At 67.1% G+C, this 23,820-nt stretch carries 23 protein-coding genes; 16 read left to right on the top strand and 7 right to left on the bottom strand.

What is annotated here, in order from left to right; genetic code table 11:
* Nucleotides 1-60 precede the first annotated feature (60 nt).
* From edd to ACM0M4_RS10030, 11 genes are all read left to right on the top strand, one after another.
* A complete protein-coding gene (gene edd / locus ACM0M4_RS09980; protein WP_003091478.1) occupies nt 61-1,887 on the top strand; it encodes a phosphogluconate dehydratase in 1,827 nt (608 codons plus the stop codon).
* Nucleotides 1,888-1,989: 102 nt separating this feature from the next.
* The gene (locus ACM0M4_RS09985; protein ID WP_115288739.1) at nt 1,990-2,985 is read left to right on the top strand and encodes a glucokinase; all 996 of its coding nucleotides are present in this window, start codon (nt 1,990-1,992) and stop codon (nt 2,983-2,985) included.
* Between the two features lie 34 nt (nt 2,986-3,019).
* Nucleotides 3,020-3,748 (top strand): two-component system response regulator GltR, encoded by a 729-nt coding sequence (gene gltR, locus ACM0M4_RS09990; protein ID WP_003091475.1) that lies wholly within the window; start codon nt 3,020-3,022, stop codon nt 3,746-3,748.
* Between the two features lie 23 nt (nt 3,749-3,771).
* The gene (gene gtrS / locus ACM0M4_RS09995) at nt 3,772-5,193 is read left to right on the top strand and encodes a two-component system sensor histidine kinase GtrS (protein WP_003130488.1); all 1,422 of its coding nucleotides are present in this window, start codon (nt 3,772-3,774) and stop codon (nt 5,191-5,193) included.
* Nucleotides 5,194-5,250: 57 nt separating this feature from the next.
* On the top strand, nt 5,251-5,604 hold the full coding sequence (locus ACM0M4_RS10000; RefSeq protein ID WP_305954495.1) for an endonuclease domain-containing protein: 354 nt from the start codon (nt 5,251-5,253) through the stop codon (nt 5,602-5,604).
* A 113-nt stretch (nt 5,605-5,717) separates the two neighbouring features.
* On the top strand, nt 5,718-6,980 hold the full coding sequence (locus ACM0M4_RS10005; protein WP_003091472.1) for an ABC transporter substrate-binding protein: 1,263 nt from the start codon (nt 5,718-5,720) through the stop codon (nt 6,978-6,980).
* Nucleotides 6,981-7,080: 100 nt separating this feature from the next.
* Nucleotides 7,081-8,013, top strand: coding sequence for a carbohydrate ABC transporter permease (locus tag ACM0M4_RS10010; protein WP_003091471.1), 933 nt, complete (start codon nt 7,081-7,083; stop codon nt 8,011-8,013).
* The gene (locus tag ACM0M4_RS10015) at nt 8,006-8,851 is read left to right on the top strand and encodes a carbohydrate ABC transporter permease (protein ID WP_003091470.1); all 846 of its coding nucleotides are present in this window, start codon (nt 8,006-8,008) and stop codon (nt 8,849-8,851) included. The genes ACM0M4_RS10010 and ACM0M4_RS10015 overlap by 8 nt, the downstream gene beginning before the upstream one ends.
* Nucleotides 8,852-8,883: 32 nt before the next feature.
* Nucleotides 8,884-10,044, top strand: a complete 1,161-nt coding sequence (locus tag ACM0M4_RS10020) for an ABC transporter ATP-binding protein (protein WP_003119710.1) — start codon at nt 8,884-8,886, stop codon at nt 10,042-10,044.
* Nucleotides 10,045-10,087: 43 nt separating this feature from the next.
* Nucleotides 10,088-11,452: a carbohydrate porin OprB gene (gene oprB, locus ACM0M4_RS10025; RefSeq protein WP_003116413.1), complete on the top strand. Its 1,365-nt coding sequence runs from the start codon at nt 10,088-10,090 to the stop codon at nt 11,450-11,452.
* Between the two features lie 214 nt (nt 11,453-11,666).
* The gene (locus tag ACM0M4_RS10030) at nt 11,667-12,518 is read left to right on the top strand and encodes a D-hexose-6-phosphate mutarotase (protein WP_003112064.1); all 852 of its coding nucleotides are present in this window, start codon (nt 11,667-11,669) and stop codon (nt 12,516-12,518) included.
* Between the two features lie 8 nt (nt 12,519-12,526).
* On the opposite strand, the gene ACM0M4_RS10035 is transcribed toward ACM0M4_RS10030, so the two are convergent.
* A complete protein-coding gene (locus ACM0M4_RS10035) occupies nt 12,527-13,384 on the bottom strand; it encodes a MurR/RpiR family transcriptional regulator (RefSeq protein WP_115288740.1) in 858 nt (285 codons plus the stop codon).
* A gap of 186 nt (nt 13,385-13,570) precedes the next feature.
* Between ACM0M4_RS10035 and zwf the strand changes: the two genes are divergently transcribed.
* From zwf to ACM0M4_RS10050, 3 genes are read left to right on the top strand one after another with little or no spacing between them, the layout of a single operon-like run.
* Nucleotides 13,571-15,040 (top strand): glucose-6-phosphate dehydrogenase, encoded by a 1,470-nt coding sequence (gene zwf / locus ACM0M4_RS10040; protein WP_003091465.1) that lies wholly within the window; start codon nt 13,571-13,573, stop codon nt 15,038-15,040.
* Nucleotides 15,027-15,743: a 6-phosphogluconolactonase gene (gene pgl / locus ACM0M4_RS10045; protein ID WP_003113441.1), complete on the top strand. Its 717-nt coding sequence runs from the start codon at nt 15,027-15,029 to the stop codon at nt 15,741-15,743. The genes zwf and pgl overlap by 14 nt, the downstream gene beginning before the upstream one ends.
* Nucleotides 15,744-15,760: 17 nt before the next feature.
* The gene (locus ACM0M4_RS10050; protein ID WP_023118723.1) at nt 15,761-16,423 is read left to right on the top strand and encodes a bifunctional 4-hydroxy-2-oxoglutarate aldolase/2-dehydro-3-deoxy-phosphogluconate aldolase; all 663 of its coding nucleotides are present in this window, start codon (nt 15,761-15,763) and stop codon (nt 16,421-16,423) included.
* A gap of 89 nt (nt 16,424-16,512) precedes the next feature.
* Here the strand turns inward: ACM0M4_RS10050 and ACM0M4_RS10055 are convergent, their stop codons facing one another.
* On the bottom strand, nt 16,513-16,950 hold the full coding sequence (locus ACM0M4_RS10055) for an NUDIX hydrolase (protein ID WP_003107683.1): 438 nt from the start codon (nt 16,948-16,950) through the stop codon (nt 16,513-16,515).
* Between the two features lie 147 nt (nt 16,951-17,097).
* Between ACM0M4_RS10055 and rluB the strand changes: the two genes are divergently transcribed.
* Together rluB and ACM0M4_RS10065 are read left to right on the top strand one after the other, a co-directional pair.
* Nucleotides 17,098-18,258: a 23S rRNA pseudouridine(2605) synthase RluB gene (rluB, locus tag ACM0M4_RS10060; protein WP_023090437.1), complete on the top strand. Its 1,161-nt coding sequence runs from the start codon at nt 17,098-17,100 to the stop codon at nt 18,256-18,258.
* A 92-nt stretch (nt 18,259-18,350) separates the two neighbouring features.
* On the top strand, nt 18,351-18,728 hold the full coding sequence (locus tag ACM0M4_RS10065) for a hypothetical protein (RefSeq protein WP_029610769.1): 378 nt from the start codon (nt 18,351-18,353) through the stop codon (nt 18,726-18,728).
* A gap of 106 nt (nt 18,729-18,834) precedes the next feature.
* On the opposite strand, the gene ACM0M4_RS10070 is transcribed toward ACM0M4_RS10065, so the two are convergent.
* The 5 genes from ACM0M4_RS10070 to ACM0M4_RS10090 all read right to left on the bottom strand — a co-directional run bounded on the left by ACM0M4_RS10070 (nt 18,835) and on the right by ACM0M4_RS10090 (nt 23,812).
* Nucleotides 18,835-19,758: a GGDEF domain-containing protein gene (locus ACM0M4_RS10070; RefSeq protein WP_003105929.1), complete on the bottom strand. Its 924-nt coding sequence runs from the start codon at nt 19,756-19,758 to the stop codon at nt 18,835-18,837.
* 227 nt (nt 19,759-19,985) lie between these two features.
* Nucleotides 19,986-21,200: a sodium/glutamate symporter gene (gltS, locus tag ACM0M4_RS10075; RefSeq protein ID WP_023123092.1), complete on the bottom strand. Its 1,215-nt coding sequence runs from the start codon at nt 21,198-21,200 to the stop codon at nt 19,986-19,988.
* Nucleotides 21,201-21,238: 38 nt separating this feature from the next.
* Nucleotides 21,239-22,174: a formimidoylglutamase gene (gene hutG / locus ACM0M4_RS10080; protein ID WP_003105932.1), complete on the bottom strand. Its 936-nt coding sequence runs from the start codon at nt 22,172-22,174 to the stop codon at nt 21,239-21,241.
* Between the two features lie 15 nt (nt 22,175-22,189).
* Nucleotides 22,190-22,918 carry an IclR family transcriptional regulator gene (locus tag ACM0M4_RS10085; RefSeq protein ID WP_003160714.1) on the bottom strand — a complete coding sequence of 243 codons (729 nt, stop codon included), beginning with the start codon at nt 22,916-22,918 and terminating at the stop codon, nt 22,190-22,192.
* A gap of 153 nt (nt 22,919-23,071) precedes the next feature.
* Nucleotides 23,072-23,812 (bottom strand): YciK family oxidoreductase, encoded by a 741-nt coding sequence (locus tag ACM0M4_RS10090; RefSeq protein ID WP_003091453.1) that lies wholly within the window; start codon nt 23,810-23,812, stop codon nt 23,072-23,074.
* Nucleotides 23,813-23,820: the final 8 nt, after the last annotated feature.

Here is a 23,820-nt window from a genome sequence, read left to right on the forward strand (position 1 = left end):
TCCTTCAACCGATGATTATGTTGTAAAAACAACAATTGATAGTCTGTAGGAGAATCTGCCATGCACCCTCGTGTGCTCGAAGTCACCCGCCGCATCCAGGCCCGTAGCGCGGCCACTCGCCAGCGCTACCTCGAGATGGTCCGGGCTGCGGCCAGCAAGGGGCCGCACCGCGGCACCCTGCCGTGCGGCAACCTCGCCCACGGGGTCGCGGCCTGTGGCGAAAGCGACAAGCAGACCCTGCGGCTGATGAACCAGGCCAACGTGGCCATCGTTTCCGCCTACAACGACATGCTCTCGGCGCACCAGCCGTTCGAGCGCTTTCCGGGGCTGATCAAGCAGGCGCTGCACGAGATCGGTTCGGTCGGCCAGTTCGCCGGCGGCGTGCCGGCCATGTGCGACGGGGTGACCCAGGGCGAGCCGGGCATGGAACTGTCGCTGGCCAGCCGCGACGTGATCGCCATGTCCACCGCCATCGCGCTGTCTCACAACATGTTCGATGCAGCGCTGTGCCTGGGTGTTTGCGACAAGATCGTGCCGGGCCTGCTGATCGGCTCGCTGCGCTTCGGCCACCTGCCCACCGTGTTCGTCCCGGCCGGGCCGATGCCGACCGGCATCTCCAACAAGGAAAAGGCCGCGGTGCGCCAACTGTTCGCCGAGGGCAAGGCCACTCGCGAAGAGCTGCTGGCCTCGGAAATGGCCTCCTACCATGCACCCGGCACCTGCACCTTCTATGGCACCGCCAATACCAACCAGTTGCTGGTGGAGGTGATGGGCCTGCACTTGCCCGGTGCCTCCTTCGTCAACCCGAACACCCCGCTGCGCGACGAACTCACCCGCGAAGCGGCACGCCAGGCCAGCCGGCTGACCCCCGAGAACGGCAACTACGTGCCGATGGCGGAGATCGTCGACGAGAAGGCCATCGTCAACTCGGTGGTGGCGCTGCTCGCCACCGGCGGCTCGACCAACCACACCCTGCACCTGCTGGCGATCGCCCAGGCGGCGGGCATCCAGTTGACCTGGCAGGACATGTCCGAGCTGTCCCATGTGGTGCCGACCCTGGCGCGCATCTATCCGAACGGCCAGGCCGACATCAACCACTTCCAGGCGGCCGGCGGCATGTCCTTCCTGATCCGCCAACTGCTCGACGGCGGGCTGCTTCACGAGGACGTACAGACCGTCGCCGGCCCCGGCCTGCGCCGCTACACCCGCGAGCCGTTCCTCGAGGATGGCCGGCTGGTCTGGCGCGAAGGGCCGGAACGGAGTCTCGACGAAGCCATCCTGCGTCCGCTGGACAAGCCGTTCTCCGCCGAAGGCGGCTTGCGCCTGATGGAGGGCAACCTCGGTCGCGGCGTGATGAAGGTCTCGGCGGTGGCGCCGGAACACCAGGTGGTCGAGGCGCCGGTACGGATCTTCCACGACCAGGCCAGCCTGGCCGCGGCCTTCAAGGCCGGCGAGCTGGAGCGCGACCTGGTCGCCGTGGTGCGTTTCCAGGGCCCGCGGGCGAACGGCATGCCGGAGCTGCACAAGCTCACGCCGTTCCTCGGGGTCCTGCAGGATCGTGGCTTCAAGGTGGCGCTGGTCACCGACGGGCGCATGTCCGGGGCGTCGGGCAAGGTGCCCGCGGCCATCCATGTGAGTCCGGAAGCCATCGCCGGCGGTCCGCTGGCGCGCCTGCGCGACGGCGACCGGGTGCGGGTGGATGGGGTGAACGGCGAGTTGCGGGTGCTGGTCGACGACGCCGAATGGCAGGCGCGCAGCCTGGAGCCGGCGCCGCAGGACGGCAATCTCGGTTGCGGCCGCGAGCTGTTCGCCTTCATGCGCAACGCCATGAGCAGCGCGGAAGAGGGCGCCTGCAGCTTTACCGAGAGCCTCAACGGCTGGCGCTGATTCTGATAGGTCGATATCCGCCGGCGCTTGGCTGGCGGCTGTCTCTCCGGCAACATCTGCCGACCGTCCCGCCCTGGCGCGGGGCATTGCGGTTCAACGACGATGAATAACGACAACAAGAGAAGCGCCGGCGGCCTCGGCCTGGTCGGCGATATCGGCGGCACCAATGCGCGTTTCGCGCTCTGGCGCGGGCAGCGCCTGGAATCCATCGAGGTGCTCGCCTGCGCCGACTACCCGCGGCCTGAACTGGCCGTGCGCGACTACCTGGCGCGGATCGGCGAATCGGTGGCGAACATCGACTCGGTCTGCCTGGCCTGCGCCGGTCCGGTCGGGGCGGCCGATTTCCGTTTCACCAACAACCACTGGGTGATCAATCGTGCCGCGTTCCGCGAGGAGCTGGGGCTGGATCACCTGCTGCTGGTCAACGACTTCAGCACCATGGCCTGGGCCGCCTCGCGGCTGGGCGCGGACGAGCTGGTGCAGGTCCGCGCCGGCAGCGCCCAGGCGGATCGCGCCCGGCTGATCATCGGTCCCGGCACCGGCCTTGGCGTCGGCAGCCTGCTGCCGCTGGGCGGGGGACGTTGGGAAGTGTTGCCCTGCGAGGGCGGGCACGTCGACCTGCCGGTCACTTCGCCGCGCGACTTCGCGTTCTGGCAGGGCCTGCAGGCGCGCTACGGACATGTCTCCGCCGAGCGCGCACTGTCCGGCAACGGCCTGCTCGCCCTCTATGAAATCAGCTGTGCCCTGGACGGGGTCGCCGTACGCGCGAGCAGTGCGGCGGAAGTCGGTGCCCTGGCCATGGCCGGCGACGCCCAGGCGGACGCCGTGCTGGAGCACTTCTTCCTGTGGCTGGCGCGGGTCGCCGGCAACGCGGTGCTCACCGTCGGCGCGCTCGGTGGCGTCTACATTACCGGCGGCATCGTCCCGCGTTTCCTCGAGCGTTTCATCGCCAGCGGCTTCGCCGAGGCCTTCGCCAGCCGTGGCAAGACTAGCGGCGCTTACCTGCAGGACGTACCGGTGTGGGTCATGACCGCCGAACATCCGGGCCTGCTCGGCGCCGGGGTCGCCCTGCAGCAGGCCCTGGACGCCGAGGGCTGAGTCGGCGTCGAGCAACCGCATAAGGAGGAGCCTCGTGAGCGCGAACGGACGATCGATCCTGCTGGTGGACGATGACCAGGAAATCCGCGAATTGCTGGAGACCTACCTGAGCCGCGCCGGCTTCCAGGTCCGCAGCGTCTCGCGGGGCGCCGACTTCCGCCAGGCGCTGTGCGAGGAGGAGGCGAGCCTGGCGATCCTCGACGTGATGCTGCCGGACGAGGACGGCTTCAGCCTCTGTCGCTGGATTCGCTCCCACCAGCGCCTGGCCTGCATGCCGATCATCATGCTCACCGCCAGTTCCGACGAGGCCGACCGGGTGATCGGCCTGGAACTGGGCGCCGACGACTACCTGGGCAAGCCGTTCAGCCCGCGCGAGCTGCTGGCGCGGATCAAGGCCCTGCTGCGCCGCGCGCAGTTCACCCAGGTGCGCGGTGGCGACGTACTGGCCTTCGAGGACTGGCGACTGGACACGGTCAGCCACCGGCTGTTCCACGAGGACGGCGAGGAGTTCTTCCTCAGCGGCGCGGATTTCGCCCTGCTCAAGCTGTTCCTCGACCATCCGCAGCAGATCCTCGACCGCGACACCATCGCCAACGCCACCCGCGGCCGCGAGGTGCTGCCGCTGGAGCGCATCGTCGACATGGCGGTCAGCCGCCTGCGCCAGCGCCTGCGCGACACCGGCAAGGCGCCGCGGCTGATCCAGACCGTGCGCGGCAGTGGCTACCTGCTGGCGGCGCAGGTGCGGCCGCACCTGCAGCCATGAGCGAACGGCGGCGCTGGTCGCCGGTGCCGCGCTCGCTGCTCGGGCGCATGCTGCTCCTGACCCTGCTCGCGGTGCTGGTCGCGCAAGGGCTTTCCAGCCTGTTCTGGCTGTCGCACCTGCGCTCCAGCCAGCGCGAGGGCCTGCTCACCAGCTCGCGCAGCCTGGCCTACTCGATGGCGGCCAGCGTCAGCTACTTCCGTTCCCTGCCGCTCGGCTACCGTCCGCTGGTGCTCGACCAGTTGCGCAGCATGGGCGGTACGCGCTTCTTCGTCTCGCTGAACGACCGGCCGCTGGAGATGCGTGCCCTGCCGGACACGCCGAACAAGCAGGCGGTGCTGGAGATCGTCCAGGACGTGTTGCACCAACGCCTGGGCAAGGAGGTCGAGCTGCAGGTCGAATTCGTCAGTCCCGACGAGCTGCGCCTGTTCAACGGCGCGCTGAAGCTCGACGAGCTGCCGCGTTCCTGGGCGCACTACGCGCTGACCCTGGAGCCGGTGAACCCGCCGGTGCTGGTGACCCAGATCCGCATCGGCGACAGCGAGTGGCTGTACATCGCCAGCCTGATGCCGGCGCCGTACGTCAGCCTGGAACCCGAGGGACTGCAACCGCAGCAGGTGCTCTCGATCGTTTTCACCAGCCTGTTGCTGCTGCTTTTCACCGGTTTGCTGATGCATTGGCAGAGCCGTCCGCTCAAGCGCCTGGCGCGCGCCGCCCGCGACCTGGCCCTGGGCAGTCCGTCGGCAGCGCTGGAGGAGCGCGGCGCCAGCGAACTGGTGGAGGTGGCGCGCGCCTTCAACACCATGCATGAGCGCATCGACCGCTACCTGAACGAGCGCGGGCAGTTGTTCAGCGCCATCTCCCACGACCTGCGCACGCCGATCACCCGCCTGCGCCTGCGGGTAGAACTCCTCGAGGACGAGCGCTTGCAGGAGAAGTTCGGGCGCGACCTGGACGAGCTGGAACTGCTGGTGAAGGGCGCGCTGCAGTGCGTGAAGGACACCGATATCCACGAGAACGTCGAGCCGGTCGACCTCAACCTGTTGCTCCAGCACATCGCCGAGCCCTACCTGGCCGATGGCCGGGTGGAGGTCGTCGGTCGCGCCGCGGAGCCTTATCCGGGCAAGCCCCTGGCGCTCAAGCGCTGTATCGGCAACCTGCTGGACAATGCGCTGAAATACGGCGAACGCGCCCGCCTGAGCCTGGAGGACGGGCCGGAAGCGGTGGTGCTGCACGTCGACGACGACGGCCCCGGCGTGCCCGAGCAGCGCCTGGAACAGATCTTCGAGCCGCGCTTCCGTCTGTCTCCGCGAGGGCAGGGCTACGGGCTGGGCCTGGGCATCGCGCGCAACATCGCGCACACCCATGGCGGCGAAGTCAGTTTGCAGAACCGTCGCGAGGGCGGCCTGCGGGTCAGCCTGCGCTTGCCGCGCCTGGGGCTGGAGTGATGGGCTGGCTTGGCGGGCCCTTGAACGAGGCGGGCAGGCACGAGGTTCTCCCGCGTTCTGCGGCAGCCGCAGACAGAGGCGGAGCGGGCGCTATGGCAGTGTTTGCGCGGGCATCGATTGCTCGGGCTGAAGTTTCGTCGGCAGAAGGTTCTCGGGCCGTACATCGTCGATTTCGTCTGCCATGAGCGGATGCTGGTGATCGAACTGGATGGCGGGCAGCATGTGGGTTCGCCGGCCGATGCCTGGCTGGAGAGCCGGGGTCCAGGGTACTGCGGTTCTGGAACGACAAGGTGCTGGCGCGCAGGGAGGTGCTGCTGGAGGTCATTCTCGTGTTGTAGGAGGTTTCTGTCGCGAAACCGCCTTGCCGAGTTCAAGTCCAGATTTTCCTGCTCTGCCTCAATCCCAATGTAACCACTCCGTGACAAACCCGGATCGCTTCGTTACCCGCGACGCGGAACGCTTGAATAGACTCGGAGCATTGCAAGCGCAGACTTGCTCCGAATAACAAGAAGAAGGTTTTCCTCATGAATGCGATCCGTCGCCTCTCTGCCGTCATCTGTCTTTCCTCCCTCTGTCTCTCCCCGCTGCTGGCCCAGGCCGGCGAAGTCGAAGTGCTGCACTGGTGGACCTCCGCCGGCGAGAAGCGCGCCGCCGAAACCCTGAAGAAGCTGGTCGAAGCCAAGGGCCACACCTGGAAGGACTTCGCCGTGGCCGGCGGTGGCGGCGAGGCGGCGATGACCGTGCTGAAGACCCGCGCGGTGTCCGGCAATCCGCCGGCCGCGGCGCAGATCAAGGGGCCGGATATCCAGGAGTGGGGCGAACTGGGCCTGCTCGCCGACCTCAACGCGGTGGCCGCCGAAGGCAAGTGGGACAGCCTGCTGCCGAAGCAGGTGGCGCAGATCATGAAGTACGACGGTGACTACGTAGCAGTGCCGATCAACGTACACCGGGTGAACTGGCTCTACATCAACCCGGAAGTGTTCAAGAAGGCCGGCGCCACCCCGCCGACCACCCTCGACGAACTGTTCGTCGCCGCCGACAAGCTCAAGGCCGCCGGTTTCACGCCGCTGGCCCATGGCAGCCAACCGTGGCAGGACGGCACCGTGTTCGAGAACCTGGTGCTGAGCAAGATGGGGCCGGAAGGCTATCGCAAGGCCTTCGTCGAACAGGACAAGGCGACCCTCACCGGAGCGCAGATGGTCGAGGTGTTCGCCGCGCTGAAGAAGCTCCGCGGCTACGTCGATGCCGACGCCGCCGGTCGCGAATGGAGCGCCGCCACGGCGATGGTGATCAACGGCAAGGCCGGGATGCAGATCATGGGCGACTGGGCGAAGAGCGAGTTCACCGCCGCCGGCAAGGTGCCGGGCAAGGACTACCAGTGCCTGCCGTTCCCCGGCACGCAGAAAGCCTTCGACTACAACATCGACTCGCTGGTGATGTTCAAGCTGAGCAACGCGGAGAACCGCAAGGCCCAGGAAGACCTGGCGCGCAGCGTGCTCGACCCGTCCTTCCAGAAGGACTTCAACCTCAACAAGGGCTCCATCCCGGTTCGCCTGGACGCCGACATGGCGCCGTTCGACAGTTGCGCCCAGCAGTCGATGAAGGACTTCAAGCAGGCTTCCCAGGACGGCAACCTGGTGCCGAGCATGGCCCACAGCATGGCCGCTTCCAGCTACGTGCAGGGGGCGATCTTCGACGTGGTGACCAACTTCTTCAACGACCCCGCCGCGGATCCGCAGAAGGCCGCCCAGCAACTGGCGGCCGCCATCGAGGCGGCGGCGCAGTAAGTCCCTGGCGCGGAGCCCGGCCTGGGCTCCGCTCGATCCTCCCGACTGGCTCCGTGCCGCCGAGCGGCACGGGTGGGTTCCTTCGCACGCGAGAAAACGCATGGCGACCAATTCCCCTGTCTATCCCACGGCTCCGGTAGCGCCTCGTCGCGTCTCGCCACTCGATCGCCTGCAAGGCTGGCTGCCGAAGCTGGTGCTGGCGCCAAGCGTAGTCGTGGTGCTGTTCTGCATGTATGGCTACATCGGCTGGACGCTGCTGCTGTCCTTCACCAACTCGCGCTTCATGCCCAGCTACAAGTGGGCCGGGCTGAGCCAGTACCAGCGCCTGTGGGACAACGACCGCTGGTGGGTGGCGAGCAAGAACCTGCTGCTCTTCGGCGGCTCGTTCATCGCCATCTGCCTGGTGCTCGGAGTGTTCCTCGCAGTGCTGCTGGACCAGCGCATCCGCCGCGAAGGCTTCATCCGCACCCTCTACCTGTATCCCATGGCGTTGTCGATGATCGTCACCGGCACCGCCTGGAAGTGGCTGCTCAATCCGGGCCTGGGCCTGGACAAGCTGCTCCGCGACTGGGGCTGGGAAGGTTTCCGCTTCGACTGGCTGGTGGACCCGGAGCGGGTCGTCTACTGCCTGGTGATCGCCGCCGTGTGGCAGGCCTCCGGCTTCGTCATGGCGCTGTTCCTCGCCGGCCTGCGCGGGGTCGACCCGGCCATCGTGCGCGCCGCCCAGGTCGACGGTGCGAGCCTGCCGACCATCTACCTGCGCATCGTCCTGCCGAGCCTGCGCCCGGTATTCTTCAGCGCGCTGATGATCCTCGCCCATATCGCGATCAAGAGCTTCGACCTGGTGGCGGCGATGACCGCCGGCGGCCCGGGTTATTCCTCCGACCTGCCGGCGATGTTCATGTATGCGCATACCTTCACCCGTGGCCAGATGGGGCTCGGCGCGGCGAGCGCGATGCTGATGCTCGGCGCTGTACTGGCGATCGTGGTGCCTTACCTGTATTCCGAACTGCGAGGCAAGCGCCATGCGTGACGCGTCCCTGAACCCGAGCTTCAGCGTCAGCCGCCTGGCCGTGCACCTGACCCTCTGGGGCGCCTGCGCGCTTTACCTGGTGCCGCTGCTGGTGATGCTGCTGACCAGCTTCAAGACGCCGGACGACATCCGCACCGGCAACCTGCTGTCGCTGCCCGACACCTTCACCGTCATCGGCTGGCTCAAGGCCTGGGACAGCGTCGGCGCGTTCTTCTGGAACTCGGTGCTGATCACCGTGCCCGGCGTGCTGATCTCCACCTTCATCGGCGCGTTGAACGGCTACGTGCTGTCGATGTGGCGCTTCCGCGGTTCCCAGCTGTTCTTCGGCGCGCTGTTGTTCGGCTGCTTCCTGCCGTTCCAGGTGATCCTCCTGCCGATGTCCTTCACCCTCGGCAAGCTCGGCCTGGCCAATACCACCAGTGGCCTGGTGCTGGTCCACGTGATCTACGGCCTGGCCTTCACCACGCTGTTCTTCCGCAACTATTTCGTGGCGATCCCGGATGCCCTGGTCAAGGCCGCGCGCCTGGACGGCGCCGGCTTCTTCACCATCTTCCTGCGCATCCTGCTGCCGATGTCCACGCCCATCGTGATGGTCTGCCTGATCTGGCAGTTCACCCAGATCTGGAACGACTTCCTGTTCGGCGTGGTGTTCGCCAGCGGCGATTCGCAACCGATCACCGTGGCCCTGAACAACCTGGTGAACATCACCACCGGGGTCAAGGAATACAACGTCGACATGGCCGCGGCGATGATCGCCGCGCTGCCCACGCTGGTGGTCTACGTACTGGCCGGCAAGTACTTCGTGCGCGGCCTCACCGCCGGCGCCGTGAAAGGCTGAGACGGGTCGCTGACCCCGGAGACGAACGAAACATGGCAACCCTCGAACTGCGCAACCTGCACAAGAGCTACGGCAGCGGCCTGGCGGATACCCTCAGGGACATCCGGCTGAAGATCGACTCCGGCGAATTCCTGATCCTCGTCGGGCCCTCGGGTTGCGGCAAGTCGACCCTGATGAACTGCATCGCCGGGCTGGAGAGCATCACCGGCGGTGCGATCCTGGTGGACGGCCAGGACATCAGCGGCATGAGCCCCAAGGACCGCGACATCGCCATGGTCTTCCAGTCCTACGCCCTGTACCCGACCATGAGCGTGCGCGAGAACATCGCCTTCGGCCTGAAGATCCGCAAGATGCCCCAGGCCGCCATCGACGAGGAGGTGGCGCGGGTGGCCAGGCTGTTGCAGATCGAGCACCTGCTCGAACGCAAGCCCTCGCAGCTCTCCGGCGGCCAGCAGCAGCGGGTGGCCATGGGCCGGGCGCTGGCGCGGCGGCCCAAGGTCTACCTGTTCGACGAGCCGCTGTCCAACCTCGATGCCAAGCTGCGGGTGGAAATGCGCACCGAGCTGAAGCTGATGCACCAGCGGCTGAAGACCACGACCGTGTATGTCACCCACGACCAGATCGAGGCCATGACCCTCGGCGACAAGGTGGCGGTGATGAAGGACGGCGTCATCCAGCAGTTCGGCACGCCGCAGCAGATCTACAACGACCCGGCCAACCTGTTCGTCGCCAGCTTCATCGGTTCGCCGCCGATGAATTTCATTCCGTTGCGCCTGCAGCGCCGGGACGGACGCTGGACCGGCCTGCTCGATAGCGGCCAGGACCGTATCGAACTGCCGCTGAGCCTGGAGCCCGGCCTGGAGGAGGGGCGCGAGCTGATCCTCGGCGTACGACCGGAGCAGATCGCCCTGGGCGATGGCAGCGCTGCCCATGACCTGCGTACCGAGGTCGAGGTGCTCGAACCGACCGGGCCGGACACCCTGGTCTTCGTCACCGTCAACCAGGTCAAGGTCTGTTGCCGCCTGGCGCCGGACGTCGCGCCGGCCGCGGGCAGCGGCATGAGCCTGCGCTTCGATCCCGCGCGGGTCCTGCTGTTCGACGCGCAGAGCGGCGAGCGCGTGGCCGTGCGCACGGCGGGCGTGGTGGCGGAGAAGGTCACCGCCTTGAACGGCAATCGCCAGAAGAACTCCTGAATCCTTTCGTACTGCCTAGACCACAACCACGAGGACGCTGGAAATGTACAAGAACAAGAAAACCAGACCGGCCGCCAGGACCGTTGGCTGCCTGTTTGCCCTTGGAGCGCTGGGCTTGGGGAGCGCGGCGCACGCCGCCGAGGCGTTCTCCCCGAACTCGAAATGGATGCTCGGCGACTGGGGCGGCAAGCGCACCGAGCTGCTGGAGAAGGGCTACGACTTCAAGCTGGAGTACGTCGGCGAGGCGGCGGCCAACCTCGACGGCGGCTATGACGACGACAAGACAGGACGCTACACCGACCAGTTCGCCCTGGGCGTGCACATGGACCTGGAGAAGATCCTCGGCTGGAAGGCTACCGAGTTCCAGTTCACCGTCACCGAGCGCAACGGCAAGAACCTTTCCAACGACCGCATCGGCGACCCGCGTGCCGGGCACATCAGCTCGGTGCAGGAGGTCTGGGGCCGCGGGCAGACCTGGCGGCTGACCCAGCTGTGGCTCAAGCAGCAGTACTTCGACGGCGCGCTGGACGTGAAATTCGGCCGTTTCGGCGAGGGCGAGGACTTCAACAGCTTCCCCTGCGATTTCCAGAACCTGGCCTTCTGCGGCTCGCAGGTGGGCAACTGGGCGGGGAGCATCTGGTACAACTGGCCGGTCAGCCAGTGGGCGTTGCGGGTGAAGTACAACTTCGCGCCGGACTGGTACGTGCAGGTCGGCGCCTACGAGCAGAACCCGTCGAACCTGGAGACCGGCAACGGCTTCAAGATGAGCGGCAGCGGGACCAAGGGCGCGCTGCTGCCGGTGGAGCTGATCTGGCAGCCGAAGGTCGGCGCCGAGCAACTGCCGGGCGAGTACCGGCTGGGTTACTACTACAGCACGGCGAAGGCCGATGACGTCTACGACGACGTCGACGGCCAGCCGCAGGGGCTGACCGGCAACGACTTCAAGTCGCGCGGCAGCAAGCATGGCTGGTGGGTGGTGGCGCAGCAGCAGGTCACTTCGCACAACGGCGATGCCTCGCGCGGGTTGAGCCTGTTCGCCAACCTGACGGTCCACGACAAGGCGACCAACGTGGTGGACAACTACCAGCAGCTCGGGGTGGTCTACAAGGGGCCGTTCGACGCGCGGCCGAAGGACGACATCGGCCTGGGCATCGCGCGCATCCATGTCAACGACGATGTGAAGAAGCGCCAGCGCCTGGTGAACCAGGTGAACGGCATCGACGACTACGACAACCCGCTGTACCAGCCGCTGCAGGACACCGAGTACAACGCCGAGCTGTACTACGGGGTGCATGTGACCGACTGGCTGACGGTGCGGCCGAACCTGCAATACATCAAGCAGCCGGGCGGGGTCGACGAGGTCGACAACGCGCTGGTGGCGGGGATCAAGATCCAGACGGTGTTCTGATCGTCGCGTTGCCTGCTCCGGTGTTGTGCCTGGACCCGCCCGAGCGTTTCGGGCGGGCCGTTTTTTTCCGGCGACCGCTCTTCCCGGCTGCCTGTTACAAACCGACTACGCTTTTCCTGTGCCGATCATTTGGGGCTTGCGTGCGAAATGTAGTAAAACTACACGGATGCACGCCCGGGCTTTCCGGGAAGGGGAGAGGGTAGGACAATCGGACATGCTTGAGCATCCGCTGCAGCGTTTCTTTCATTCCATGCGGGCCAAGCGACCGTTCGACTGGGTACGCTTCCAACGTCGCGATCTGCTGTTGATCGACCATCCGCTGTGCCAGGCCGTATTCAGTCGGCAAGGGGCGCAGCTCCTGCATTTCCAGCCGCAGGGCGAACGCCCGTTGCTGTGGTGCGCCAGCGAATGGCCGGCCCTCAGCAGCGCGCCGGTGCGCGGCGGCATCCCGGTCTGCTGGCCGTGGTTCGGCAGCCATCCGAACGGCAGCGAATGGCCGCAGCAGGGCTGGGCGCGGCAACGCGAATGGCGCCTGCTGGATGCCTACGCCGACGAAAGCAAGGTGGTGGTGAGCTGGCAACTGGACCTGGAGGACTGGCACGTGCGCCTCGATGCGCGCCTTGGCCAGCGCCTGGAGCTGGAGCTGTGCAGCTACCATGAGGAAGACGACGATTGCCTGTTCAGCTTCGCCCTGCAGCCCTACTGGCGGGTCGGCGCGCTGAGCCGGGTGGTGGTGCACGGCATGGAGCTGGAGTCGGCTCGCGGCCAGCGCGGCGCTTCGCGGATTCCGGGAACCTGGATACCGCGCGGCGCGGTCAAGCAGGTGCTCTACCATCCCGGATCGCTGGTGCTGGAGGACGGCGGCTGGAACCGCCGCTTGCGGATCGACAAGAACGTCAGCGCCGGCAGCGTGATCTGGCACCCCGGCAGCCGCCCGGTGGAGCAGGTCGAGCCGGGCGAAGCGGAACGCTTCCTCTGTATCGGCGCCGCTGGCTACCGCCCGGGCGGGCTGATCCTGGCGCCCGGCGAACGCATGCGCCTGAGTCTCGCCGCCGGCCTGCAATAGGCGGGCGGTCAGTTGTCCTCGTCGAGGGGATAGCGGGTTGGCACCAGGCTTTCCTTGATCCGCCGCAGGTGCGGCTGGAAGTCCACGCCGCGGCGCAGGGTCACTCCGGTGGCCAGTACGTCGAGCACGGTGAGCTGGACGATCCGCGAAGTCATCGGCATGTAGATGTCGGTGTCTTCCGGCAACGGGATGTCCAGGCACAGGGTGCTGGCCCTGGCCAGCGGCGAGCCGGCGGCGGTCAGGCCGAGCACCGAGGCGCCGTTCTCCCGCGCCAGGTGCGCCACCTCCACCAGCTCGCGGGTGCGTCCGGTATAGGAAATCACCACGAACAGGTCGCCGGTATGCGCCACCGAGGCGATCATCCGTTGCATCAGCACGTCGGCCTGGGCGCTCACCGCCAGGTTGAAGCGGAAGAACTTGTGCTGCGCGTCGAGCGCTACCGAGGCCGAGGCGCCGAGACCGAAGAAGTGGATCTGTCGGGCCTGGATCAACAGGTCCACGGCGCGGTCGATGACGCGTGGGTCGAGCAACTTGTGGGCGCTGTCGAGGGAGGCGATGGTGTTGCTGAAGATCTTCCGCGTATAGGCTTCCGGCCCGTCGTCCTCGGCTACCGCCTGGGTTACGAAGGCAGCGCCGCTGGCCAGGCTCTGGGCCAGCTGGATCTTCAGTTCCGGATAGCCGCTCATGCCGAAGGAGCGACAGAAGCGGTTCACCGTCGGTTCGCTGACCGCTGCCGCCTGGGCCAGGGCGGCGATGCTGAAACGGGTGGCCTGCTGCGGGTTCTGCAGGATGACCTTGGCGACTTTGCGCTCCGCCTTGTTCAGTTCGTCCAGGCGGCTCTGGATCTGCTCCAGCAGGTTTTTCATCCGGGTTCCTCGTGTTCTGTCGGCCCGGCGGGGAAGGGCCGGCGGCGGCGCCTATCCTAACGTCAGGCCGGCATGCGACCAACAGCGTGGCGGGCTGGGAAAAATATGTTGTTTAATTACTACATATTTGTCTTAATTGCGCAGTGGATGGCTCAATATCACTCAATATTTGGTTGGTAACAACAAATGCCTGATGTCCGCGTTCTGCCTTGCACGTTAGCGCTGTTCGGTGCGCTGGGCGATCTCGCCTTGCGCAAGCTGTTCCCGGCGCTCTACCAACTCGATCGTGAGAACCTGCTGCACCGCGATACCCGCGTCCTGGCCCTGGCCCGTGACGAAGGCGCTCCCGCCGAACACCTGGCGACGCTGGAGCAGCGCCTGCGCCTGGCAGTGCCGGCGAAGGAGTGGGACGACGCGGTCTGGCAGCGTTTCCGCGAACGCCTCGACTACCTGAGCATGGACTTCCTCGACCCGCAGGCCTATGTCGGCTTGCGCGAGGCGGTGGATGACGAACTGCCGCTGGTCGCCTACTTCGCCACGCCGGCCTCGGTGTTCGGCGGCATCTGCGAGAACCTCGCCGCCGCCGGTCTCGCCGAGCGCACCCGGGTGGTGCTGGAGAAGCCTATCGGTCATGACCTGGAGTCGTCCCGCGAGGTCAACGAGGCAGTCGCCCGGTTCTTCCCGGAAAGCCGCATCTACCGGATCGACCATTACCTGGGCAAGGAGACGGTGCAGAACCTGATCGCCCTGCGCTTCGCCAACAGCCTCTTCGAGACCCAGTGGAACCAGAACCACATCTCCCACGTGGAGATCACCGTGGCCGAGAAGGTCGGCATCGAAGGCCGCTGGGGCTACTTCGACCAGGCCGGGCAACTGCGCGACATGGTGCAGAACCACCTGCTGCAACTGCTCTGCCTGATCGCCATGGATCCGCCCAGCGACCTTTCGGCGGACAGCATTCGCGACGAGAAGGTCAAGGTCCTCCGCGCCCTCGAGCCGATTCCCGCCGAACAACTGGCTTCGCGCGTGGTGCGTGGGCAGTACACCGCCGGTTTCAGCGACGGCAAGGCAGTGCCGGGCTACCTGGAGGAGGAACATGCGAATCGCGACAGCGACGCGGAAACCTTCGTCGCCCTGCGCGTGGATATCCGCAACTGGCGCTGGTCGGGCGTGCCGTTCTACCTGCGCACCGGCAAGCGCATGCCGCAGAAGCTGTCGCAGATCGTCATCCACTTCAAGGAGCCGCCGCACTACATCTTCGCTCCCGAGCAGCGTTCGCTGATCAGCAACCGGCTGATCATCCGCCTGCAGCCGGACGAAGGTATCTCCCTGCAAGTGATGACCAAGGACCAGGGCCTGGGCAAGGGCATGCAATTGCGTACCGGCCCGCTGCAACTGAGTTTTTCCGAGACCTACCACGCGGCGCGGATTCCCGATGCCTACGAGCGTCTGCTGCTGGAGGTCACCCAGGGCAACCAGTACCTGTTCGTGCGCAAGGACGAGGTGGAGTTCGCCTGGAAGTGGTGCGACCAGCTGATCGCTGGCTGGGAACGCCTGAGCGAAGCGCCCAAGCCGTATCCGGCGGGGAGTTGGGGGCCGGTGGCCTCGGTGGCCCTGGTGGCCCGCGATGGGAGGAGTTGGTATGGCGATTTCTGAGTTGAAGCTGCCGGCCGGCGTCGGCCTGCAGGTCTGGGGCAGCGCCGCCGAGCAGGCCCGCGGCCTGGCCGCCGAGGTCGCCGGCCGGTTGCGCTCGGCGCTGGCCGAGCAGGGCCAGGCGCTGCTGGTGGTGTCCGGTGGGCGCAGTCCGGTGGCCTTCCTCGAAGCCTTGAGCGAGGAGCCGCTGGACTGGTCGCGGATCACCGTCAGCCTGGCCGACGAGCGCTGGGTGCCGGAGTCGCATGCCGATAGCAACGCCGGCCTGGTTCGCCGCCACCTGCTCCGTGGCGAGGCGGCGAAGGCGCGCTTCATCGGCCTCTACCAGCCGGCGGCGAGCCTGGAGGAAGCGGCCGAGCTGGCCGACCATCACCTGCACGAGCTGCCATTGCCGATCGACGTGCTGGTCCTCGGCATGGGCGACGACGGCCATACCGCCTCGCTGTTCCCGAACAGCCCTGGCCTGGACCTGGCGATGGATCCCCAGGGGACGCGCCGTTGTCTGCCGATGTGGGCGCCGAGCGTGCCGCACCAGCGCCTGACCCTGCCGCGCGCCGTGCTGGCGGCGGCGAAGGTGCAGCTGCTGGCGATCCAGGGCCAGTCCAAGCTGGCCACCCTGAACGCCGCGCTGGCGGTCGAGGACGAACGGCGGATGCCGGTTCGCGCCTTCCTCCGCGCGCCGCTGACGATCCATTGGTACCCCTGAGTGGCGGAGCTGTAGCCATGCACAACCTTGAACAGAAGACCGCCCGCATCGACACGCTGTGCCGGGAGGCGCGCATCCTCCCGGTGATCACCATCGACCGCGAGGCGGACATCCTGCCGATGGCCGATGCCCTCGCCGCCGGCGGCCTGACCGCCCTGGAGATCACCCTGCGCACGGCGCACGGGCTGACCGCCATCCGGCGCCTCAGCGAGGAGCGCCCGCACCTGCGCATCGGCGCCGGCACCGTGCTCGACCCGCGGACCTTCGCCGCTGCGGAAAAGGCCGGGGCGAGCTTCGTGGTCACCCCGGGTTGCACCGACGAGTTGCTGCGCTTCGCCCTGGACAGCGAAGTCCCGCTGTTGCCCGGCGTGGCCAGCGCTTCCGAGATCATGCTCGCCTACCGCCATGGCTACTGCCGCTTCAAGCTGTTTCCCGCCGAAGTCAGCGGCGGCCCGGCGGCGCTGAAGGCGTTCTCGGGACCATTCCCCGATATCCGCTTCTGCCCCACCGGAGGCGTCAGCCTGAACAATCTCGCCGACTACCTGGCGGTACCCAACGTGATGTGCGTCGGCGGCACCTGGATGCTGCCCAAGGCCGTGGTCGACCGCGGCGACTGGGCCCAGGTCGAGCGCCTCAGCCGCGAAGCCCTGGAGCGCTTCGCCGAGCACCGCAGACACTGAGACTGCCCGCCTGGGCATGCCCGGCTTCGGCCGGGTTTTTTTATGCCGTCCGGATTATCCGGGGCATGGAACGGCTAACGTCATCGGCGTTATTCGCCGATGCGCCGGCGTTCCCGCAGATAGTCGCCGAGCCGGCTCTGCAGGTAGGGTACGGCCATGGCATGCGCGAGGTAGGCGTCCACCTCCATCAATCGCCAGTATTGTCCTTCGTCGCCGAAGCGGATGGCCTCGAACTCGCGGTCCTCCAGGCGCGCCACCAGGAAGTAGGCGAAGGGCGCGCTGCCGCTGGTGCTCGGATACTGTCGCTGCCATTCGATACGAGGTTCTTCCAGGCGGATGGAGAACTCTTCCTCGAGTTCGCGCAGGGCGCATTCGGCAGGCGTCTCCAGGCCCTCACGGCCGCCGCCGGGAAAGTCCCAGTAGCCGGGGAAGGGAATGCCGGGTTTTTCGTCGCGTTTGTAGACGACCAGGTGGTCGCCATAGAACAGCGCCAGCTTGGCGCCGCTGAAGGGAGGGACATCGTGCACCGGGGCCTCCGGGTGGCGGGGTGGGTGAACCCGGCCTAGTCTAGCGGGATTGTCCGGGTTTCCGCCCGGGGACGGTGCTTTGTCCTGACGAAGCGCGTATGATGCGCGCCCTTCGATTCGTTGCCAGCCACACCGGGAGGTGCCCAGATGAACGATACCCCAGAGAATCCCCACGTACCGGTCGGGGAAAAATTGCAGAAAGTCCTCGCCCGTCTCGGCGTCGGTTCCCGGCGCGACGTAGAAGTGTGGATCGCCGAAGGCCGGGTCAACGTCAATGGCAGCGTGGCCAGCCTCGGCCAGCGGGTCGACAGCCACGATGCGATCACCGTCGATGGCCACCTGATCCGCCGCGAAGAGGCCGCCGAGAGTGTCCGTCGCGTGCTGATCTACAACAAGCCGGAAGGCGAGGTCTGCACCCGCGACGATCCGGAAGGCCGCCCGACCATCTTCGACCGCCTGCCGCGCCTGCGCACCGGTCGCTGGATCAATGTCGGTCGCCTGGACATCAACACCACCGGCCTGCTGCTGTTCACCACCGATGGCGAACTGGCCAACCGCCTGATGCATCCTTCCTATGAGATGGACCGTGAATACGCGGTACGGGTGCGCGGCGAGGTCACCGAAGAGATGATCGAGCGCCTGCTCAACGGCGTGATGCTCGAGGACGGCCCGGCCAAGTTCAGCGATATCCAGCAGGCGCCGGGCGGCGAAGGCTTCAACCACTGGTACCACTGCGTAGTGATGGAGGGCCGCAACCGCGAGGTGCGCCGGTTGTGGGAATCCCAGGGGTTGGTGGTCAGCCGCCTCAAGCGGGTGCGTTTCGGCCCGGTGTTCCTGACCTCCGAGCTGACCATGGGCCGCTACCGCGAAATGGACCAGCGCGAGATCGACATCCTCAGCGAGGAAGTCGGCCTCAAGCCAGTGGCCCTGCCGGGCATGACCACCAAGGCGCGCGAGAAGGCCGAACGCCAGCAGCGCAAGCAGGCCCGTCCGCTGGCGCGCAGCGAGCGTCCGGAAGCCGGGCGCAAGCGTGCGCCGCGGCGCGAGGACGGCGAAAATGCCGCTCGTCGCGCGCCGGCTTCGCGTCCCGCGCGCGGTCCGCAGCCGAGCGCCGAGCGCAAGGGGCGCGAGCAGGGCACTCCGGTTGCCGAGCGGCCCCGCGAGAGCAACCGCAAGCCGCACCCGAGCAAGCCGCGCGACGAGCGTCCGGCCAGCGCGCCGGGCGACAAGCCGGCGGCCCGCAAGCCGCAGGTCAAGCGGCGGCCGAAACCGGCCGGCGACGGTATGCGTCCGGGCTTCCGCCGCTGAGCGGAAAGCGCCCTGGAAAGGCCCCTTCGGGGGCCTTTTTCATGCCTGGGAATCGGTGTCTAATGGTCGCCCGCACACAAGGAGGGGGTGAAATGCACAGGATCCTGGCTATCGCGCTCTGCATGCTATGGAGCGTCGCCGGGCTGGCCGCGGATGCGGCGATGCCGGCGCAGAGCTGCGCAAGCCTTGGCGAGGCGACGGCCGGCCCCGAGGACAACTTCCGTCCGCCGCTGGAGGGCGAGGTGATCGACAAGGGGCGCGCCTATTTCCACAGCGCGCCGCGTGCCGACTGTGTCACCGGGGTCTTCGTGATTTCCGGCGACTTCATCACTGTCTACAAGCCGAGCGGCGAGTGGCTGAACGTCATGTACGTGGCTCGAGACGGCAAGGAAACCAGCGGCTGGCTGCTGGAGAAGCGCGTCCGCTTGCGCCAGGCCTATGGCGGCCCGGACGAGCCGGCGCAGCCATAAGAGGCAGGACCTTGGCGGAAGCCGTGACTGCGCCGGTGAGAGCCGTTGCTACTGCCGTCGCCCGATGCGCCCGCTCCGCGCTTCGGGGGGTGCGAGTCGGCAAGCCTCAGGCGCAGCGCAGGCGGTTGCGGCCGTCGCGCTTGGCTTCGTAGAGCGCCTCGTCGACCCGTCGCAGCAGGTCGTCGCTGCCTTCGCCGGGCCGCAGGTCGGCGCAACCGAGGCTGATCGACAGCTTCAGCGGTTCGCCGGCGTGCCGGTAGTCCAGTTCCTCCACCGCCTGGCGCAGGCGTTCGCCGACCATGCAGGCAGCCTGCAGTGGCGTGCTGGACAGCAGGACGAGGAATTCCTCGCCGCCGAAGCGGAACACCATGTCGACATTGCGCAGGTGGTCCTTGATGGTTTCCGCCACGGCCTTGAGGGCTTCGTCGCCGACCGCGTGACCGTAGTGGTCGTTGACCCGCTTGAAGTGGTCGATATCGAGCATCAGCACCGAGAGCGGTTGCAGGTTGCGCCGGGCCAGCTCCAGTTCGCGGCCGAGCGCCTGGTCCATGGCGATGCGGTTGCCGGTGCCGGTCAGGGCGTCGCGCAGGGCGGTCTGGATCGCGGCGCGATAGAGCAGGGCGTTGCGCAGCGGGAACAGCAGGGTGCCGAGCAGGCTCTCCAGTTGCCGTTGTTCGTCTTCGCCGAGGCGCTGGCGGCGACGGAAGATCAGTTCGCCGAGGTAGTCGCTGTCATGGCTCAGGCGATAGCTCACCGAATGCTTGGCGCTGCTGCCGAACTCCAGGCGCAGGTCGGAGCCCGGATGGCGGTAGCCAAGGGCATCCAGCGGGATCAGTTGGCGGACTTCCTCGAAGAACAGGCCGAGAATCCGCTCCGCCTCCAGGCTGCTCTGCAACTGTAGGGTCAGTTGCTGGCGCAACTCCGTCAGGTTGCTGGCGCGCGGCCCGCTGGCGTTGCCACCGGGCTGGGGGCCGCGCTTCTGCTTGGCGGCGTCGAAATCGATGGTATTGGACTGCTTGGGAGGAGCCATGCGCGGAACCTCTGGCGCGAAAGACGGCGACAGTAGGGCTAAGGCGAGTTTCGTGCCAGCCAACTGAAGAACGGAGAAATCAGAGGCACAGACAGGTTTTCCTAGGAATGGTTTCCACATTCTGTAGGAATTTCGGAGAGATTTCGACGGAATAATGGCGTTTGCTGGCGAGTGGCCGAGGCGCTCGTCGGAAAGCTGGCGCTCCGCTAGCGGAGCGCCGCCATGGTTCAACTGAAGGCGTTGATGAACCAGGTGATCGCCGGGATGGCGACGAGATCGATCAGTACCGCGCCGCACAGGGGCACGATGATGAAGGCCTTGTGCGAGAACACCCGATAGTGCTCGCAGACCGCGCCCATGTTGGCCACCGCGTTGGGCGTGGCGCCCAGGCCGTGGCCGAGGAAGCCGGCGCAGAGCACCGCGGCGTCGTAGTTGCGGCCGAGCAGGCGGAACAGCACGAAGATCGTCAGCAGCAACAGCACCGCGACCTGGATGAACAGTACGCCGAGCAGCGGCAGGCCGAGGTTCTCCAGCTCCCAGAACTTCAGGCTCATCATCGCCATGGTCAGGAAGATGCCCAGGCAGACGTCGCCCAGGGTGCCGACGGCGTGGTCCGGAATGCGCAGCCAGCCGAGACGGTCGTCGAGGTTGCGCAGGACGATGGCGATGAACATCGCCCCGACATAACTGGGCAGCACCAGGCCCAGGCGTTCCTCGAGCGCGTCGCCGAGCCAGAAGCCGAGCACCATCACCAGCAGCACGCAGGTCAGCAGGCGCAGCAGGAGATTGCCGTCCAGCGTGGCCGCCGCATGCTGGCGTCGCTCCTGCTGGCCGAGGGCTTCCAGCCGATTGTCGCTTTCCGCCTGCACCGGCAGGCGGTTGCGTTCGATCAGCCAGCGCGCCACCGGGCTGCCGAGCAGCCCGCCAGCGACCATGCCGAAGGTGGCCGAGGCCAGCGCCACGGTGGTCGCGCCCTGGGCGCCGAGCCCTTCCGCAACCGGGCCGAAGGCCGCCGCCGCGCCGAAGCCGCCTTCCAGCGACACCGCGCCGGCCATGATCCCGAGCAACGGGTCGAGGCCGAGCAGTCCGGCGCTGCCGACGCCGATCAGGTTCTGCAGTATCGCCAGCGCCCAGCAGGCCGACAGGTAGACCAGCAGGGTCTTGCCGCCCTTGCGCAGCAGGCCGAGGCTGCCACCGAGGCCGACGGTGGTGAAGAACGCCACCATCAGGGGCGTCTGCATGCTGGTGTCGAGGCCGATGTCGAGCCAGCCGCGATCCCTGAGCAGCCAGACCAGGAAGGCGAAGCCGAAGCCGGCGATCACCGGCGACGGTACGCACAGACGTGTCAGCCAGCGGCTGCGCTTCTTCAATTGGCTGCCGAGGGCGAGCAGGAGCAGGGCGAGGGCGGTGGTGGACAGGGCGTCCAGGTGCAATGTCGGCATGGCGTGGCTCTATTGTTGTTGTGTGGGCGAAAGGGCGATCAGTTGACCAGGCTGTCGACCAGGCGCGCGGCGATCCGGGCGGTGCGCTGGTCGCTATCGAGTTGCGGGTTGAGTTCGGCGATGTCGGCCAGGCGCAGCTTGCCGCTGGCCTTGGCGCGGCGGACCAGGTGCTCCACCACCGGCATCTCCACGCCGTGCGCCGAGGGCGCGCTGACGCCGGGCGCCTGGGCGGCCGGGAGCACGTCGAGGCAAACGGTCAGGTAGAGGTGGTCGACGGATTGCAGGAAGCTGTCGAGGAAGGCTTCGCTGCGTTCCAGGTTCCATGGCTGCAACTGGCGGTCCAGCAGGTAGCGCACACCCAGGCGCTGGGCCTGGTCGAACAGCGCCGCGGTGTTGCTCAGGCGGCTGATGCCCAGGCAGCAGTAGGCGAACGGCCAGTCGCTGGCCTGGCAGAGTTCGGCGATCTGGCGGAACGGCGTGCCGGAGCTGGCCCGTTCGGCGTGGCGCAGGTCGAAATGCGCGTCGAAATTGAGGATACCGATGCGCGGCAGGCGCTCATGCCGACTCAAGTGGCGGGCGAGGCCGGCGAAGCTGGCGTAGGCGATTTCGTGGCCGCCGCCCAGGCCGACCACCCGGTGGCCGCGCGCGAGCAGGTCGGCGACGCGTTGCGCGTAGCATTCCTGGGCGGCTTCCAGATCGTCGCCGGCGACGATGTCGCCGGCATCGTAGATCGCTTGCTCGCCGTGCCAGGCCAGGTTGGCCAGCGCGCGACGCAAGGCTGGCGGTCCGTGGCGCGCGCCCTGGCGACCCTGGTTGCGGCGCACGCCTTCGTCGCTGGCGAACCCGAGCAGCACGCTGGCCGCTTCGGCGTCGTCTGCGTAGGGGCGCATCCATTGGTGCCAGCGCCGCGCGTCGGCGCCTTCCTGGCTATCGATCCGGCCTTGCCAGAGGCTCATGTCGGGGGCGGGGTACATCGAAACTCCTGTTGGTCAGTCCAGCCGCGCGGAAAGTCGCGCGGCGGCGTCGAGGGTCCATTGCCGCAAGCGTTCGCTGCGCGACTGGGCGCGCAAGGCGGGGGCCATCAGGCTGAGGGCGCCGTGCAGGCGCTGGCGGCTGTCCAGCAGCGGTACGCTGATGCCCCAGACGCCTTCGTCGATCTCGCCCTGGCTGACGGCGTAGCCCTGTTCGCGGATCAGCCGGAGTTCCTGCTCCAGCTTGTCGATACGCTCGGCGGAGAGTTCCTGGGCGAGGTACAGCTCCTCGCGCCGTCCGTCCTCCAGGTGCGCCAGCAGGGCTTTGGCCGAGGCGCCATGCAACAGCGGCTGCGCCAGCCCTTTCTGGTAGCAGCAGCGCAGCGGCTGCGGACTGTCGAACAGTTCCAGGCAGATCGCCTGCTGGTTGCTGGCCACCATCAGCGCCACGCTCTCCTGGCTCAGGTCGGCCAGGCGCTTGAGTTCCGGTTTGGCGAGACCGATCAGCGAGGCCTCGCGATCGAATTTCTTCGCCAGTTGCAGGCAGGCCGGGCCGGGCAGGTAGCGGCCCTGGCCGGCCTGTTCTTCGGCCAGGCCCCAGCGCAACAGGGTCTTCAGGTGCCGGTAGGTGCTGCTCAGCGGCTGCTCCAGGGTCAGCGACAGCTCCTTGGCAGACAGGGCTTCGGGCGCCTGGCCGAGGGCAATGAGGATCTGCAGCAGGCGATCGGTGGGGGAATGCTTCGACATGGGAACTCCTTGACCCACAGGGTGAAGGCGATTTCCCGGTAAATGAAACCACTTTCCCACTCAGTGGGAAAAATATGCAAAAAGAATGGGAAGTTCCGGACGGGAAGAGGGAAGGACAGGGCAGCCTCGCCGGGCGGCGAGGCTGCCGGGGAATCACTGGGCGTCGAAGGCCTGGCCGTTGACGCCGGCGCTGTCCGGCCCCATGAGGTACAGGTAGACCGGCATGATCTCCTCGCCGGTGGGGTTGTTCAGCGGGTTTTCCCCAGGGTAGGCGAGGGCGCGCATGCTGGTGCGGGTGGCGCCGGGGTTGACGCTGTTGGCGCGGATCGCGCTGGTACCGTCGAGTTCGTCGGCAAGGGTCTGCATCAGGCCCTCGGTGGCGAACTTCGATACCGAATAGGCGCCCCAGTAGGCGCGGCCCTTCCGGCCCACGCTGCTCGAGGTGAAGATGATCGAGGCGTCGCTGGAGAGCTTCATCAGCGGCAGCATGGCGGTGGTCAGCATGAACATGGCATTGACGTTCACCTGCATCACGCGCATGAAGTTCTCCCCGGAAATCTGCTGCATCGGCGAGCGCGGACCGAGGATCGAAGCGTTGTGCAGCAGGCCGTCGATGCGGCCGAACTCGTTCTCCAGGGTTGCCGCCAGTTCCTCGAACTGGTGCGGCTGGGCGGTCTCCAGGTTGAACGGGATCACGGCGGCCTGCGGATGGCCGGCGGCCTCGATGGCGTCGTAGACCTCGTTCAGGTACTCCTCGGTCTTGCCCAGCAGCAGCACGGTGGCGCCGTGGGCGGCGAAGGTCTTGGCGGCGGCGGCGCCGATGCCGCGGCCGGCGCCGGTGACCAGGATCACGCGGTCTTTCAGCAGGTCGGGGCGGGCGGAGTACTGGAACATGTCGAATC

This window comes from Pseudomonas sp. 18-147 (assembly GCF_051048045.1).
GTDB classification, from domain to species: domain Bacteria; phylum Pseudomonadota; class Gammaproteobacteria; order Pseudomonadales; family Pseudomonadaceae; genus Pseudomonas; species Pseudomonas aeruginosa.

What these genes read in the sequence shown, in the direction of transcription:
- ACM0M4_RS10050 (WP_023118723.1), top strand. Translation starts at nt 15,761, where the DNA reads ATGCACAACCTTGAACAGAAGACCGCCCGCATCGACACGCTGTGCCGG.
- gltS (WP_023123092.1), bottom strand. Translation starts at nt 21,200, where the DNA reads ATGCCGACATTGCACCTGGACGCCCTGTCCACCACCGCCCTCGCCCTG.
- zwf (WP_003091465.1), top strand. Translation starts at nt 13,571, where the DNA reads ATGCCTGATGTCCGCGTTCTGCCTTGCACGTTAGCGCTGTTCGGTGCG.
- ACM0M4_RS10085 (WP_003160714.1), bottom strand. Translation starts at nt 22,918, where the DNA reads ATGTCGAAGCATTCCCCCACCGATCGCCTGCTGCAGATCCTCATTGCC.
- oprB (WP_003116413.1), top strand. Translation starts at nt 10,088, where the DNA reads ATGTACAAGAACAAGAAAACCAGACCGGCCGCCAGGACCGTTGGCTGC.
- ACM0M4_RS10010 (WP_003091471.1), top strand. Translation starts at nt 7,081, where the DNA reads ATGGCGACCAATTCCCCTGTCTATCCCACGGCTCCGGTAGCGCCTCGT.
- ACM0M4_RS09985 (WP_115288739.1), top strand. Translation starts at nt 1,990, where the DNA reads ATGAATAACGACAACAAGAGAAGCGCCGGCGGCCTCGGCCTGGTCGGC.
- ACM0M4_RS10070 (WP_003105929.1), bottom strand. Translation starts at nt 19,758, where the DNA reads ATGGCTCCTCCCAAGCAGTCCAATACCATCGATTTCGACGCCGCCAAG.
- ACM0M4_RS10015 (WP_003091470.1), top strand. Translation starts at nt 8,006, where the DNA reads ATGCGTGACGCGTCCCTGAACCCGAGCTTCAGCGTCAGCCGCCTGGCC.
- ACM0M4_RS10090 (WP_003091453.1), bottom strand. Translation starts at nt 23,812, where the DNA reads ATGTTCCAGTACTCCGCCCGCCCCGACCTGCTGAAAGACCGCGTGATC.
- ACM0M4_RS10035 (WP_115288740.1), bottom strand. Translation starts at nt 13,384, where the DNA reads ATGAAAAACCTGCTGGAGCAGATCCAGAGCCGCCTGGACGAACTGAAC.
- edd (WP_003091478.1), top strand. Translation starts at nt 61, where the DNA reads ATGCACCCTCGTGTGCTCGAAGTCACCCGCCGCATCCAGGCCCGTAGC.
- rluB (WP_023090437.1), top strand. Translation starts at nt 17,098, where the DNA reads ATGAACGATACCCCAGAGAATCCCCACGTACCGGTCGGGGAAAAATTG.
- ACM0M4_RS10030 (WP_003112064.1), top strand. Translation starts at nt 11,667, where the DNA reads ATGCTTGAGCATCCGCTGCAGCGTTTCTTTCATTCCATGCGGGCCAAG.
- ACM0M4_RS10020 (WP_003119710.1), top strand. Translation starts at nt 8,884, where the DNA reads ATGGCAACCCTCGAACTGCGCAACCTGCACAAGAGCTACGGCAGCGGC.
- ACM0M4_RS10005 (WP_003091472.1), top strand. Translation starts at nt 5,718, where the DNA reads ATGAATGCGATCCGTCGCCTCTCTGCCGTCATCTGTCTTTCCTCCCTC.
- pgl (WP_003113441.1), top strand. Translation starts at nt 15,027, where the DNA reads ATGGCGATTTCTGAGTTGAAGCTGCCGGCCGGCGTCGGCCTGCAGGTC.
- ACM0M4_RS10065 (WP_029610769.1), top strand. Translation starts at nt 18,351, where the DNA reads ATGCACAGGATCCTGGCTATCGCGCTCTGCATGCTATGGAGCGTCGCC.
- hutG (WP_003105932.1), bottom strand. Translation starts at nt 22,174, where the DNA reads ATGTACCCCGCCCCCGACATGAGCCTCTGGCAAGGCCGGATCGATAGC.